The sequence below is a fragment of the Methylicorpusculum oleiharenae genome, from assembly GCF_009828925.2.
GTDB lineage: Bacteria > Pseudomonadota > Gammaproteobacteria > Methylococcales > Methylomonadaceae > Methylicorpusculum > Methylicorpusculum oleiharenae.
This window is the reverse complement of sequence record NZ_WUTY02000002.1, coordinates 279,907-294,658: the sequence shown is the minus strand read 5'-3', so window position 1 is coordinate 294,658 and position 14,752 is coordinate 279,907. Positions and strand designations below refer to the sequence as shown.

The following is a 14,752-nucleotide window of genomic DNA, read 5'->3' as shown; positions in this document are numbered from 1 at the left end:
GGATGGACGCTTACAATTCACGGATAAATCTCGTGAAACTTTAGAGCCTTTTGTTGATTAGCACCCAATGCGGTGTAACGCAAACGGTTACGCGATACATCACAGGCTTGTAGTTCAATTCGAAACGCTTCGTTCATCTTGGTGGTAATCGTCGGCGGCCTTTGGCTAGTCTGAAACCTTCTGGAACAGGTTTAAATTTATCGTCATCTTGAGGCCAACGTTTGGCTCGACTTTGAAAAGCTCGCAATTCATCTATATCGAGAGTGGCAGCAATAACGAAATCATTGTCTCCCCCCCGAACCCTTGCCAAATCACGCATAAACGACTCTTTGGACGGAGACCTCACTCGACTGTCGCCATACTTACGGTTGTTAACCAAAATAGTGTAAGCATGCACATCAAGCGCGGCAGATTCGATAAGAGATGAAAAAGTTTCTAAATCCTGATTCCAACTCAGTACCATCAATGCATCGACTTCACCCTGAAATTTCACTCTAGCTTTGCTATTTTGTAGCTCAGAGCAAACCATAACCCCAAAGTGTGTATTATTGTGGATGTAAACGGGCTTAGACTGTTTCCCTTTAATTTTGGAAACCGCCCAAGTCTTGCCAAACTTAGAGGTCAGCTCTTTGTCCTCGCCAACTGCCGGCTGAAGTTTAGGCTGCCAAATTCTGACTGCTGCCGGAAAACCGAGCCGATTATCAGTAAGTACAAGACATACTTCACTCAGCAGCTCATTTTTATCGAAATGTCGATATTCCGTACCTGCAATCAAACTTATACCTGATTTAGCAAGGTAGTAGGCAATAGTATCTACCCACCTCAAAGGAAGAGATAGTTCCGGAAAAAGAGCATAATCAGGTTTGGGTTTTAACTTTATTATTTGCTCTATTAATTTTGTAATTCGGCTATATCGATCTGCAGAAAGGTTGGACTTATTGCAAGCCATGGCTGCCCAATCGGAGTCTTCGGTTTTTAGATTGGTTAAAGCAACGATAATTTTTTGCTTCCGTTCCGTCCCGATCCGTAAATACTTTACTGCCTTTGAGCTTTTTTTGTGTTCTTCACCATCTTGGTCGGCGGCCAGTAACGTGGGTTTTATCCATACTCCCCGAATCGCTTGAGTATATTTGGCCCAAATAACTGATGGTTTTTGTTTGCAAATTTTGCCATCACATTGGGGTAGCCCAACACATTCCGGCGCAAGTTCTGAAATTTCCAATGCGGTGAGTGGGCGTGTCGGAAACAAATAAGGTAAGTAGCTTTCTCCCTTACGAGAACCAGATTCAATAGCAAAAAGTCGAGACGTATTAGTAGCTTTCAAGAAACCTTTAAGCACTGCAGTATCAACCAGTTGAGCCGAATTAAACAACTTCATAATTTTGCTTTCTTTTTTGCCATCCCGCCTTTTTATCAGGTTGCCAGCTGAGCGACTTTTAAGTATCCGTTTGTAAGGCTCTTTGGCTAAATCGGCCATAGCAACTAAAGGAGCCTTTTCATGAAACTCTTCGAATCCAAACGTTAAATTAAGCCATTGTTCAACTTCAACAAGACCTTGAAAAATGCCTTTCAAGAACAGTTCGGCTAGTCGCTTTTCTTTTCTTGTCCGCTTATCGGACATCAATTTATCAGGATCGTAATAGCGAGTAGCGGCATCGATAAATAACCAAGTTAATGTGCCTTTTATATAACGCCACAAGTCATTACCAGCTTCTACATCAGCACCATTTACAGTTATATTTTTGCCATTAGGTATTGCTGCTTGCAGCTGAACAATAGAATCAAATGCTCGCAATACGATTTGTTCAGCCTGTTGCCATTCATTCAAACTAATAGCAAAACCTAGCAAGCGAGGTAGATAGTTAAAATGGGCAAATAGGCTGTCTGGTCGAAGAATATGGTTATAAGCAAATTGATAAAACTCTTCGCGCTGTTTTGACCATTCGTGTGCAGGTAAATCACGTGCCAAGGTTTCAACATGACGTAATTGCATAGACCAGCTTAAACGGCGAATAGTAAGACCATCAGCCCGGCGCAGTGTATCGGCATTTTCGCCTACAGAACCGGCCGCAGAAAGAACGCGCGCAGCCGTTGAATCTTCAAGTTGATCCGGCGAAGGCATCAGACGATGTTCACTGGACAGCTCGTAAATCTCTTTTTCAATACTATCGAGTAGATCAAGCCCGGCTCGACCTTGAAGTAAAAACAGTTTCTGTTTATCTGATTGCAACTTTATCAGCGAATCGCCCTGTAACTCCTTGCCTTGCTGGATTTGCCATAGCTTGGGGCTGGGGGTGTCTTTTTTACTTTTGCTGCTGTCAGCGTCATGAAAGATGCAATCTTTTCCCAAGCGCTCTTGTAAAAATTGCATAAAGCCATCACTGTTGGTGATTGTTCCAGTATCAAGAAGCACCAAAAAAATGTCATCCACATAACGACCATAGTGGATCGGTGCGATTTTTTGCTTGATTAGGCGGTCCCAGTGGTGCAAAAGCACATTAGAAATAATACGACTAACCGTTAGGCCAATAACAAGCCCACCGTAGACATTCGATTTGCCCTGGATGGACTTCTGGGCAAAAGCATTTGCTTTTTCTGACCAGTGACTAAGAAACTTAGCCAACTCAAGCGTAAACCCCTGCTCTTCTTCTGTTAAGGTTAGCCCAAGTTCTTGATGCAACCCCGGCAACGCCAGAGCCATTGGATCGATAAAGTGGTAGTAGCTTTTTAAATCCAGCGACACCGCAATCACATCGCGTTCTTTCTCTAACTCACCGCGAATGGCTTTTAATCCATCGTTACGCCATTTTTGATAGGGATATAAATACGGCGTAAATGATCCGATTGAGCTTAAGTGAAATGGTTTAGGCGCATTTTCATCAAGTGTATCTTCATCTCGAATCCGTCTTAGTCTTGCGCCGTAGCAGCTGTCGTCCAAAAAAGCATCAAACTTCTGGCCAATCATATTGATCCAGAGTGCCGAGATAATATGGCTCTCCACTGGAAAGTCACCAACAATACGAAATTCGGGCAATAAATCATTATTTTGGGTCAAATGTTCAAATGTTCTTTTTGGGTTCGAAAAGTGAACATGTCCATTACTTGCAGTGGATTTTGGCTTAAAAGAAAGTTTTTTAGGCAGTAGGCGAAACTCACCCAAATAATCCTTATTTGCCGTAAAGCCATTATCTGTTTGCAGGTTGTTTAGCAACGCATTTAGCTTGACCAATAAGCCTTGCTCATACTCAGCAAACTTAATGGCTGTCGGGAAGGTATTTTCAAAAAAACAATCTGCCTTGGCCTTGCGATAGGCTACCAGCATGTCTTCAATGGTAATATTTTGCCAGCCGGAAAATTTTGCCTGATAGCCCATCGTCATTCCTTTTATAATTTAACCGTTACTTTTCCGCTCATGAGCGTCGGCAAGAGTCAGTCGCGCAGTATGGCAAATTTGGATTAATCAAATGTTATAATTCTATGCTGACAGCTGTGTTTAGTAGATCCCAAACGTCGTCTTAATATATTGCTTCAAGAGCAAGTAATATTTGGTGCAATTCGGACCTACGATCATTAATCTCATGCCGCACAACACAATATCATGTAAGAGAAGAGCATCTCATTCGGGACACATCAACACTGCTGTTCAGTGACTATTACCTTGCTACCCTCACCAAGGCTCACTTAACGCATTGATAATATCCCGCCTGGAGAGAACGGTGGCACAGCGTTCCCAGAGATTAACTTCAGGGTCTATCGTGCTACGGTACTTTACAGAAAAAGCATCTTCAGCTTGTTTGCGTTCGTGGATATAAACATCCATTCTCTTATCAAGTTCCGCCTCATCCTGAATCCAATCATCGTCAATTGTATCGGGCAGGCTACCGAAAATGTCATAGGTATCCTTAAGTCGCTCAGACAGGACGTTATAAACTTTTTCATCCTGGGTTTCGCTGTAGACCAAATTAAGCATATCAACAAACTTACGGGCCTGACCGAAACGCTTGATTCGTCCCAATCGCTGCTCTAATCGAGAAGGATTCCATGGCAGGTCGATGTTGATCAGCGTTCCTAGCATTTGCAGGTTAAGACCTTCACAGGCCGCATCGGTAGCCACGACCAGCCGAATCTCTCGTGTTTGGACAGCGGTCTTGATCACTTCACGACTCACTTTGTTGAACTGGTTCCCCCGGAATAGACCGCTCTTTCCGGCCCCTGCATAAACGGCTACAACTTCCCCATCAAAGGATTTCGCTAGTTCTTTAGCAATCCATTCGGCAGTATCAAAGTATTGACTAAAAATGATGCAGCCATGCTCAAGCCAGGTTCTTCCTTCGGTACGGAATTCGGTTAGAAACCATTTTACCGTTTCGAGTTTGGAGTCAACTGCTTCAGGACGGGATAACTGGGTCTCGATTTCACGGAGACAGGCCGCCTCAGCAGGCGTCATTTCTGAAAGAAGGTGTTCCACTTCGTCACTATTATCTTCATCTTCGCTAAAATCTGTGTGCTGCAACATCTTTTGAGCTGTTTTTCGACCCGACGCAAAGCTGGAGCAAATGCGTTGGAGTATCAACGATTTCATAAACCCGCCTTTTTTGGTACGAGCCTGTAGTAACTTGCTAAACTCCTCGGCTTTTTTATAAGCGACTTCAAAAGGGGTATTGGTTGGAATACCAAGCCCCACAAACCGGGATTGATAGAGGTAACTTTTTTTCAGGATCGGATGCGTGTTAACCCCCACTTTTTCCAGCAATCCATCATCTTCAAGCTGTTTTCTCTTGCGAAGCACTGTGTGCCTAAGAACGGGATTACTCAACCGAAAAAAATCAGGATCAAGACACTGTGAGAGCCACATGCTCTGCACTAGATAATCAAGATCGTCAAACCGTTGAGAACAGATAAAATCTTTCGGCTTGATACTCAGGTGGTCGCGTATATTTTGAACTATATGATGTTCATTGCCCGGAGGAAGCGGATTATTCAGCCAATCCCAAACTGCCGCTTCACTGGATGGTCTAGTGTTGCCTGTTACCATTGGAATAGCGTGTTCGTGATCCCGCCAGGGAGAAAGCGAATCACCCAAAACAAACTCGGCGCCACTATTGAGAATACCTAAAAGATCCCAAAGTTCACGAACCGCAGTTTGAATCGGCGTTCCAGTACCCAGGATAAGATGCTTTGTGCGTTTACCCATTAAGTGCATAAAGGCTAGTAGATTGTTTGGCTGAGTAGCACCATCGCCTAAACCACCTCTGATGCGGGCTTTATGCGCTTCATCAAGAATAATGGTGCCATATCGATTCTTAAGAAGCAGACCGGCTTCTTTAACAAACACCTCCTTTTCCCGCTGATGCATAATCAGCCCTGTGGAAATAATAGCAATTCGATAAGGACACTTTTTGATGGATAAAGCATCACCTCTAGGTGAAAGTTGCTGGCCTTCGACACCAATCCACACTTTTTTTTGCGACGACCAGACCGCGCTGGGGATTCCCAGTTTATCTTTCATCTCAATTTGCCATTGAATGGTCAGTGTTGACGGTGCCAGAATCAGCACCGGGCCATCGTCTAATAAAGCACTGACTAAAGCACTGGTCGCCATGGAAAGGGTTTTACCAACTCCAACTTCATCAGCGAGCAATAACCTGGCTTTGCCGTAGATTTCACGATGCTCCAGAAATAGGCTTACGAAGGATCGCTGCCAGGGCTGTAGTTGTTCACCACCTCGATAAATAGGTGCTTCCGCCATCGCTGCAGCTGGAATATCCCCAGGCTTAAGAACATCTACGGTTACTTCTCGCCGACTGGCAACACGTTGAATCTCGGCTAAGATGGCATTAGGTAGCGGAACACCCTCTTTCCAAAGTGCCCAGAACTCCTTTTCAACCCAATCAGCACTTGATTCATCGTCATCCTGCCAAACTAACTCATAGTTCTGAGCAAATGCGCTTTTAGAATCATTAACCGAACCCACAAAAGCTTTACGACTGCCATCCGCATAATGTATTGAACCGGCTTTGCCATGCAGAAACAATCGTTCTTTAGGGACGACCTTTATCTCAACATTGCCAGCAGTAAGTAATTGATCGAGAATCTGATACCGCTCTTTTTTGAGCAAGGCCTCAGCCTCAACATCCACTTGGTTCCAGCGCTCCTTAAGTGCGGTATTTCGACCGGTTGCCACTAAAAAATCTGCAAGATCCAGTTCAGAATTGCAGACAATTTTTACTTCCGGGATTTGAGCAATCTCTTCACCCACCAACTCAAAGATGGAACTACGGAAATATCCAGCAATACGAAAATACTTCACCGCACCCTGAAGCGATTTTGCCAAAAACTCTGTGTCTAATCGCTCTGTGCGGGAAGAAAATCGGTGCAGCGCCATAAATTAAAGCTTCTGGTTACGAATGGCTTCCGCCATCACCCGGGCGGCACTTGCCTCGCCCTTAGGATCAAATGTTTTAGTAGGCTTCAGGCATTCCCGCTTTTCTGCAAGGTAGTCAGCCATTTTCGCCAGTAGTGGCTTGGTGGGTAGATAGTTAGGGCAATTGTCCATTAAATGCAGCAGTACATCATCAACTTCAACCTCTTTGGTGAGCTCATACATGGCATATAACAACGCCCGTAGCGGAGTTGATGCAATCTCCGCATCCCCTGTCATCATTGATGACTTGAACTCGGTGGAAAGTTTCAGTCGCGCTGAGTTTGCCTTTGAGGAATCACTCATCAGTTGATCAAAGTGGTGTATTTTGAAAGCTTTGGCAAAATTCTGATAGTTATCAAGAGACTGACTGCCTTGATGTTCCATCTCTGCCATTTTTAGGTAAAACCGTTCCACAGCAGCAAGCTTCTGCCATTCACTCTTCTCAAAGCCCACTGGCACCAGAAACTGCACCGCTGTTAGCACGGCAAAATCTATCAACTCGTCAACAAAGGTCTTTTTTCCTTTTTGGCGGGGGGCTTCAGCTTCAACCACCATATTTTTACCGTCAATGACCGAGTAAGCTGTGAGCACTTTTAGTGCCGCCGCATAGCCCGCCATCTGCAGATCGGCATCGGTATAAAGCCCTTCTGAACCTTGTGCTCTTACTGATTTATCAAGACCTACTAGGGATTCCATCTGCTCTTTTACAGCTTCCTCAATCTCCCAGCCAAGGTCATCGCGGAAGGTTTCAAGATGTTGATGGCGTTTACGTAGTACCAGCATAATGGTTCCTGTCACATTGGCACCTTGCCGAAGTGCTGAGTCTGCTTCTGTGACTACATACCACGCCGCAGTCACTTGCAATCCACTTGCCCAAATGATGTTTGCCATGTCAGCCCAGATAGAGCCACTTTGATGGGTAAACATCAATACCTGAATACCGTTTTCGGGCATCAGTTCAGTCATTTTACGGTAAGCTGCCACCATGCCTTGTCGAAAGCCTTCGTCTTCGCCCTTGATCGCAAGCGAACGACGACTATCCCACGTCCAATGAGAAAATTCAGCAGGCGGATTTTTTCGGAGCCAAGCAATAAAAAACTCGGTGATTTCTTCATATTTCACCGCGTCACCATAAGGCGGGTCGGTGATGTAAATGTCGTTTTCTGTTTCGAGGTTTGAAGCGGTGTGAGAATTAACAGTTGTTTTTGATGTAACAGAAAATGATTTGAAATTTGGTTGAATATAATCGGCAACATATAAAAAACTTCTACATCCATAATTCCAAACAGTATTTAATGCTTGATTATCAAATACGTTTGCAGAGTTTCCGCCGCCGCCTTTGTATGCACTGTTATCCCATCTACATAAACGTGAACATCTATCTACGAGCGCAGTAATCGCAAATTTATTGACAGCAATTTGAGATTGATTTGATAGTCCAACGAATAGCAACTGCCGTGCATTAAACAAATGGTGCCAATGCGACCAACCACGTTCACGATAAAGCCGTTCAGTTTCATCGCCTTTTTCAATCATCATGTCAGGTACAAAACCTTTTTCCTGCCAATCCGCTAAATGCGTTTGAACGTAATCAATAACGATTTGTTCACGTTTTAAATCAGCAGCAGTAACGGTGCGGAATTCATAGTCAAAATTCTTACCTCCTGACTTTTGCTTCATCCATTGCACGCAATAAAGTCGCTCTTGAAAAATATCATCTGGGCGGGGAATGAAATCTGATTTTTCCCATAATCTCAGGCGGTTTTTATTTTCTTTGCCGTCTTTGTAATCGCCTCGAATAGTATTTATGCTGACACGATGCACTATTATTCCATTGGGTGAATGAACAATATCGCCATCCTGTACCGTTCCAACCTTTGCATTTTCAACTTGCTCATCCGTATCAACATAAACTATTTCAATGTCATACCGTTTCTCAACTGGAATAGGTACAAGTCGTGCCACTACCTTATAACCTTTACTAATAATAAGGCTAGGTAGCAGAGGAACTTTCCAGCCACTTTCTGGACAATGAACCTCAAGGCAGTAGAGATATACCTTTGCACGCCACCCTTTGCCATCGGTTTCAATTTCTAAGGTATCAACCTCAGTTTGTATTTTTTTAGCCAGTTCTTTTTGCGCATTGTCGATTGCAATGCGTTTCTCCGCACTTGCGCCGACGATGTTAAAACCACCCCAAGTGAGCATACAGGCAATCGGATTCAGATCGGAGGCATAAACATCGCAGCCTAGCCGTGCTGCTTCAAAGGGAATTTGCCCACTACCGCTAAAAACATCGGCAACTCTTGGCCGGTGACCAAAGCGAGCTATGCCGATTTGTTCCAACAGTTCAGAGAACGATGATGCTGAAGTACCAAGGTGAGCATTTACCTTTGACCAGGCATGAGAAAAAAGCGAATCAGGAAGCTCTTCAGGGCGCTTTGCCTTTCTAACCTGCTCGTTGTAGGGCAATACCAAATATTCACTAACGATGGCCTGCTTTGAGGCCGGCAAAGTCGCTTCGATGCGCTTTTGCATCGTTTGACTGTCCATACCCATCAATAACTCGAAAATCTGAAGGTCTTTGAGTGGATCATCAGTTGCAGGAAGCAACGCACCAAGAATACAGGCTTTATTAAGAATAAGTGGTTTTCGTCCCTTCCAGTAACTACCCAAAGCTGTCAAAGTTTTACCAGAACCCGCCATCTGCTCCTTGAAACTTTCCGCCGAAATTTTCTGAACAGGAAACAGGTGTTCAATTAGTGCAGGTTTATCTTTCCATTCAAAGGGTTGCAAAGCCATTATATTTCCCCAATTTCAATAAAATCAAAGAGGGATGGCAGAGCCTCTTCATTAACATCTTTTGTTTTTAAACCTTTAGGTTTGATTTTCTGCTCAAGTTTTATGCTGATTCCATCGGAGAGAGCACAATAAAGTGCCTTACGCCAGCCCCGCTCGGACTGATCTGCCAGCCTGGCTTCGGCAGCAGTCTTTGAGTAAAACCACCAGCGTTCTTCCGGACGCAGGGCAAGCCACTTTTGACAGATGATTAAACACTCCTGAGGAGTTGCATGTTCTGCCGCCCAGGCTAAAACGCAAAGCTCACGACCTAAAAACCGATCAAGCTTAACCGTGCCAGTATTCCATGATCCAGTGCTCTGCTTTTTCGCCTTCAGGCGGGCATTAAAATCACGGCGAGCATCATCCCGAATTTTGGTCCAGAGTTCCCGAGCAAGAATTACGCGACACTCTGTCGTCTCACGACGGCTCTCATCCCCATCAAAGCCATAGTCCTCATAAATGCGGACCGCGTATCGAGGAATGGCCGGAATTTCCACATAAAAGCAATGTGCTCCAAATCCGGATGGCGCACCAAAATCTGTGGTTTGCATCATTCTTGAATGACCTCATCATTGATGAGTTCTATACCCAACGCCTTGGCGAATTGCTCCAAATCATGTCCCGTAAAGGTGTTGGCTTTTTTAAACTGCATCGCCACCGGTGCCTCTGGTGTAACCAGGGTTTGAAGATGTGACAGTGCCTTTTCAATAAAATCAGCATCAATTTTCATCTCACCTAGGGATAGGTGGATTACCTTAGGGGCAGAGCCGATAATAAGCGTCACCTGTTCAAAAGTGATGTTTTTCTCTTTGGCGAGTTTAAGACCTTCATAGGTTTTTGCGGCGTTATCAAGTCGCTTGGGCGTAGGGCTGTATAGCTGCGCTGGTTTTTCCTTAATAATCAGAATCTCTTTTGAGCCAGATTCCGCAAAGGAAAAGTTACGTTTTGCTTCGATACCCTCGCATTCTGCAAACACATAGACTGTAGCTGCATTGTCGCCAATTTCTATTGCCCCTGTGTAATCAATACCATTTCTTGCCTCTGAGCCATCAAGGGTATAGCGGATAGTTCCCTTAGGAGCGACAAAAAGCTCCACTTTACGAGCAACCTCATCAAAGCGATTTCTGATGGTTAATTCATTTGTCCAGGTTGTAGCATTACCCGTCTGATTTTTTTCGGTAGGATCAATGGCAATAAACTGCACTCGCAATGCCTTGGTGAGCAGGACATTGTCAGTCAGAATGGGGGACTTAGTCGTCACTTCACCGTCTTCCTGATAGTGAATTTTGGGGCTGTTTCCGGCATTGACCACGTCAATTTTTAGACGCACTTTTCCGTTGTCATCGGGCGTACTATCTGGAAAAACTAAAACCTCGGTCTGTTTTGCCTTGGGTTTTTTAGTGATATAGCCATTACCCAAATCTTCCCAAATACCTCTTTGAAAAGCTTCCTGTGCAAGCTGATCAAATCCTTTGGAGGGAAGCCAAGGCATTTGAGTTTTCTGTTTCATTTTATCCAGCAGGTCTGTTTTTCTAGCCTCGTCCTGTGCCCCAAACAGCAACTGTTCAGATCGCGCTCTGAGGGCATCAAAGTTTTCGGGAATTTGGGTGTAAAGTTTAATAGGATCTGAAGTGAGGGTTTTGATAATCTGACGTTCGCCGTTATAGTGTTCGTTGGAAGGATAGGTGCTGTCCAGAGCTTTAGTGCGGAGCACATCTTCGTCACCGTTTTTACCAGGAAACATAAGCTTATCAAACACTGAAAGGACAGTCGTTTGAAAGTCCTGTTCGTACTGCGCTTTCTTTTCATCGAGTTCTTTTCGTTGAGGATGCGATGCATTGATCTCGCTATCCGTCTTCGTCACCGCGTAGACATGCCTTGCCGCCTTATCAACGCTTGCCATCGATGATTTCTCGCCGGAAAGAACGAGAATGTTGTTTTTATTAATCAAGCTACCAAAAAAGCGTTTCACCACTTCTGGCGGTGCTTTACCGTCAGGACTGATAATGAGTAAAGCCCGTGTAGTTTTAAGCACTGCTTCGGCCTCGTCCATTTCAGGTAGCGGAAGTACTCGATCATAAGCCTCTTTTGTTGTTGGCTTATACATCTCGTCTAAACGATGACGTATCAGTTCATCGACTTTGTTCTGTGGTGCCTTATCTGCATAACCTTGCAGTTTTTTGGTCAGGTTCTCCTGACGGTCGAAATAGCTTCTTCCCTCCTGTGTCTGGTGAAGATACCAGGCTGCTTTGTGAAGCTCCGTAAAAGCGGCACGAAAATCACTGGCCTGACGGATGGGATCAATCAGACATTCAAGCATCTCGCTTTCTGAGAGGCCTTTTACAGAATTTACGGCCGTTGATAAGCTCGCTGTTAGTAGCAACGTTCCTACTTGCTTGGCGTAGTTATTGCCGTTATCTATATCGATGATCTGTGCATGAGCGCTGTCGGATGAGTCCCACAGGTCTCTAGCTATAACATCACGCATTTCAGAAATATCCGCGAGTTTTTCCCGGACATCCGCTATCGACAGATCAAAATGCTGAGCACCAATTAGATAAACATCCTCATTACTTTCCCAGACTGATTTCAGTAATCGGGAAACAAGCTCCATTAAGCCACGGGTTTGCTTAAATTTTTCATTGTCCTTAAAAAGAGCAACGATACTTCTAAAGCTGGGGTGAAATGGATAGGTCGATTCAATTTCAGTGGCAAGGGCTTCTGCACTACGTTCAACTGTTCTGGCTCTTGCAGCCTCGGCAAGACGGCTTGCATACACCCCGGCAATATCTGAGATTTCACTATTATCAGGAAGAGACAGGAATAAGCGCTTTCTCAGGATTTCATAGATTTCATTTGATTCAAGGTTTACTGGCGTAATACTGACTTCCGCTCTGCCTAACTCCTGAGTTGCATCATCAAGTGCGCGTTGAATCAATTTACCACCGGTGTCGTAAGCCGCTTCCAAGTCGGAAACAACGATACAGACGTTCTTTTTCTTCTGCGCAGCGGTGAGCATATTGGAAAAAGCTCGGGTGATCACGTCCGCAACTGTACCATTACCTAAAACCTGCGTACTGTAATAATGGAAATAGGGTGGCATCTCATCGAGTAAAATTAAGATGGGGGTATCACCATCGAAAATTTGCATCCAAGCTCTTTCATCAGGCGCTTTCGCTCCTGCTTCCCAATACTCGCGGAATAGAGATTCCTTACCTAGTTGACGGGCTATTTCTCCCCATAAATAGGTAGGTGGATTATTTCTGCCATTGAACGCAGCAATCTTTGCAGTTCCAAAATCGGATTGATATGGCATTACCCCAATCTGGTTGGAACGAAGAGCCTGATCTTTAGCGAGAAGCCCAAAACCCACCATTAAATGAGTTTTACCACCCCCCATTGCTTGTTTCAGGTGAAAAACAGTGTCATTCGATTTCCCGGCCAGGCGGGACATACCTTTTGTCAAAAGAGACTTCATCCCGTCAGTGATGAAGGTTTTATTGAAATACTCCTGACCATTGGTTTCATTAATGATCTGGTCGAGCTGCTCTATCTGATCACCAACATTAATATCGAGGGCTTTTGGCTGAAGCTTACAGGCGCTTCGGATGGTTCTCATTTATTGCTCCTGCTTTCTTTCCAAATCACTATTAAATTTGCTGCATTCATTTTTTATAAATCCCTTGCTATTTAATTAATTGCTATTAAATAAACTAGAATTAGAATCATATTGTTGATTAGCAACCATCTATTATTCGGTTTTTGTCCAGTCTTTGCCCGGTACGATTCTTTTCATAAATTCATCGAACAAAGGCACAGTAAACGCTGTATCACCATGTGTAGGGCTCCAAATCATTCCCTTCACAATTAAACTGCTGCGGATCGGTCCCAGTGATGAGGTTTCACGGGCCAGCTCGGCAGCAATATCGCCTGATCTGTGTGGACCTGGGCCCAATTCAGCCATGGCACGCAGGTATTGTTTTTCCTTTGGTGTGAGACGATCAAACCGAACACGGAAAAAACTTTCATCCAAAGTTGCGATGGCTTCCTTGGATGCACGCTCAATGTCACTATTGGCAATTGGACTCTGCGTCGCAATATCCCATGCATGTTTTCCCCATTCCTGAAGGAAATAGGGATACCCCTTTGTTTCCGCAATAATCAGATCTACCGCACTTGCGTCAACTTCTGCTCCCTCGCTCAAGATAGGCTTAACGATGGCCTCAGTTGCATCAGCAGCGTTTAACGGGCCAATCTCAGGAAAATCAAACAGTCGCTCGGAATATGACTTGGCATCGCCCATTTTGCCTCGCAGTTGTGGGAGTCCAGCGCCAATAACAGTAAGTGGTAATTGATTCTGCGAACAGCGGTGTAACGCCGAAATGAGAGCTGCCAACTGCGCTTCTTCTACATATTGCAATTCATCGATGTAAATGGCTACAACCGTTTCCGCCGCTTTTGCCGCCAAACCTACTTGCTCTAACAGCATTGTCAGGTCGCCTTCAAGATCACCATTATCAGCAAGGCCTGGCTCCGGATCGAAATCAAATCCAACCTCTATGTCATTGAATGTTACCTTTAGCTTACTGGCAAATCCAGCCAATGCCTTTAGGCCACGAACTGCGTAGTCTGCCGCCTTAGCGATGCGATTTAATCTAAGCAACGCCAAACGTAATTGTGGTGCCAACATGGCCGGCAATGAGCGTCCTTCTGGTGCTTCAATGCGAATGGTTATCATACCGTCGGCTTCGGCATCTTTCATCATTCGGTCCAAAAGTACCGTTTTACCAACTCCACGTAGACCCACAAGCATGACGCTTTTTGCAGGACGGCCAATGCGCAGGCGTCCAAGACAAAGTTTCATTTTTTGGCGAACACTGTCACGACCAGCAAGCTCAGGAGGCGGGCTACCAGCACCAGGGGCAAATGGATTACGTATTGGGTCCATTTATATACCTACTTTATAGAATTTACGATAAAAACATAATATCTATAATATTAGTACACTCTGTCAAGGACAATCTTTGGAATTGCTAAAGAGGTAGTGGCAGAATTCGGAAAAAATATTACGCTAAGCTGTACTTGCGTGTTTGAATAGCATTGATTAACGAGCTACAAGAACAGATTGATAACCTTTTTTCTGCTTCGCTTTGTAGGGGTCCAAAGCCCAAACCCTCGGAATTTTCGGCGGCTTGGGCTTACACCCCCGATCAGGCGTTTAACATCACGCCGAAGGATTCCCTAATCACTACTGGACAACGATTATGCGAGAAAACACTCAGTCAAATGGCTTTTCGCTGGGAGGCTGTAGACAAAGTCACCGTGCGTCCAATCGACTTTGATGAGATTTTAGCCGGTATAAAATTTGACTAACGAATTGATTTAAAATGATTAAAAAAATTACGAGGGTTTGGGCTTAGAACCCCTACATGTTTTTCAATAGAATTCTGTCAGGTAATGCTATTTGGACAATCGGTTAAAAACCCT

The 14,752-nt window shown here is 44.5% G+C and carries 6 protein-coding genes; all 6 read right to left on the bottom strand.

What is annotated here, in order from left to right; all coding sequences use genetic code 11:
* Positions 1-133 precede the first annotated feature (133 nt).
* The 6 genes from GO003_RS24740 to GO003_RS24715 all read right to left on the bottom strand — a co-directional run bounded on the left by GO003_RS24740 (position 134) and on the right by GO003_RS24715 (position 14,213).
* Positions 134-3,373 carry an RNA-directed DNA polymerase gene (locus tag GO003_RS24740; protein WP_159657684.1) on the bottom strand — a complete coding sequence of 1,080 codons (3,240 nt, stop codon included), beginning with the start codon at positions 3,371-3,373 and terminating at the stop codon, positions 134-136.
* A gap of 294 nt (positions 3,374-3,667) precedes the next feature.
* A complete protein-coding gene (locus GO003_RS24735; protein WP_159657686.1) occupies positions 3,668-6,385 on the bottom strand; it encodes a phospholipase D-like domain-containing anti-phage protein in 2,718 nt (905 codons plus the stop codon).
* A 3-nt stretch (positions 6,386-6,388) separates the two neighbouring features.
* Positions 6,389-9,226, bottom strand: a complete 2,838-nt coding sequence (locus GO003_RS24730) for an anti-phage-associated DUF1156 domain-containing protein (RefSeq protein ID WP_159657688.1) — start codon at positions 9,224-9,226, stop codon at positions 6,389-6,391.
* Entirely contained in the window at positions 9,226-9,819 is a 594-nt protein-coding gene (locus GO003_RS24725) for an anti-phage-associated DUF3780 domain-containing protein (RefSeq protein ID WP_159657690.1), read from the bottom strand. Before GO003_RS24725 ends, GO003_RS24730 begins: the two co-directional genes overlap by 1 nt.
* Positions 9,816-12,884, bottom strand: coding sequence for an anti-phage-associated DUF499 domain-containing protein (locus GO003_RS24720; protein WP_159657692.1), 3,069 nt, complete (start codon positions 12,882-12,884; stop codon positions 9,816-9,818). Before GO003_RS24720 ends, GO003_RS24725 begins: the two co-directional genes overlap by 4 nt.
* A 132-nt stretch (positions 12,885-13,016) precedes the next feature.
* On the bottom strand, positions 13,017-14,213 hold the full coding sequence (locus tag GO003_RS24715) for an ATP-binding protein (protein ID WP_159657694.1): 1,197 nt from the start codon (positions 14,211-14,213) through the stop codon (positions 13,017-13,019).
* Between the last annotated feature and the right edge of the window lie 539 nt (positions 14,214-14,752).

Excerpts from the sequence above, each read along its gene's own strand:
- GO003_RS24740 (WP_159657684.1), bottom strand. The coding sequence starts at position 3,373 with ATGGGCTATCAGGCAAAATTTTCCGGCTGGCAAAATATTACCATTGAA.
- GO003_RS24715 (WP_159657694.1), bottom strand. The coding sequence starts at position 14,213 with ATGGACCCAATACGTAATCCATTTGCCCCTGGTGCTGGTAGCCCGCCT.
- GO003_RS24730 (WP_159657688.1), bottom strand. The coding sequence starts at position 9,226 with ATGGCTTTGCAACCCTTTGAATGGAAAGATAAACCTGCACTAATTGAA.
- GO003_RS24725 (WP_159657690.1), bottom strand. The coding sequence starts at position 9,819 with ATGATGCAAACCACAGATTTTGGTGCGCCATCCGGATTTGGAGCACAT.
- GO003_RS24720 (WP_159657692.1), bottom strand. The coding sequence starts at position 12,884 with ATGAGAACCATCCGAAGCGCCTGTAAGCTTCAGCCAAAAGCCCTCGAT.
- GO003_RS24735 (WP_159657686.1), bottom strand. The coding sequence starts at position 6,385 with ATGGCGCTGCACCGATTTTCTTCCCGCACAGAGCGATTAGACACAGAG.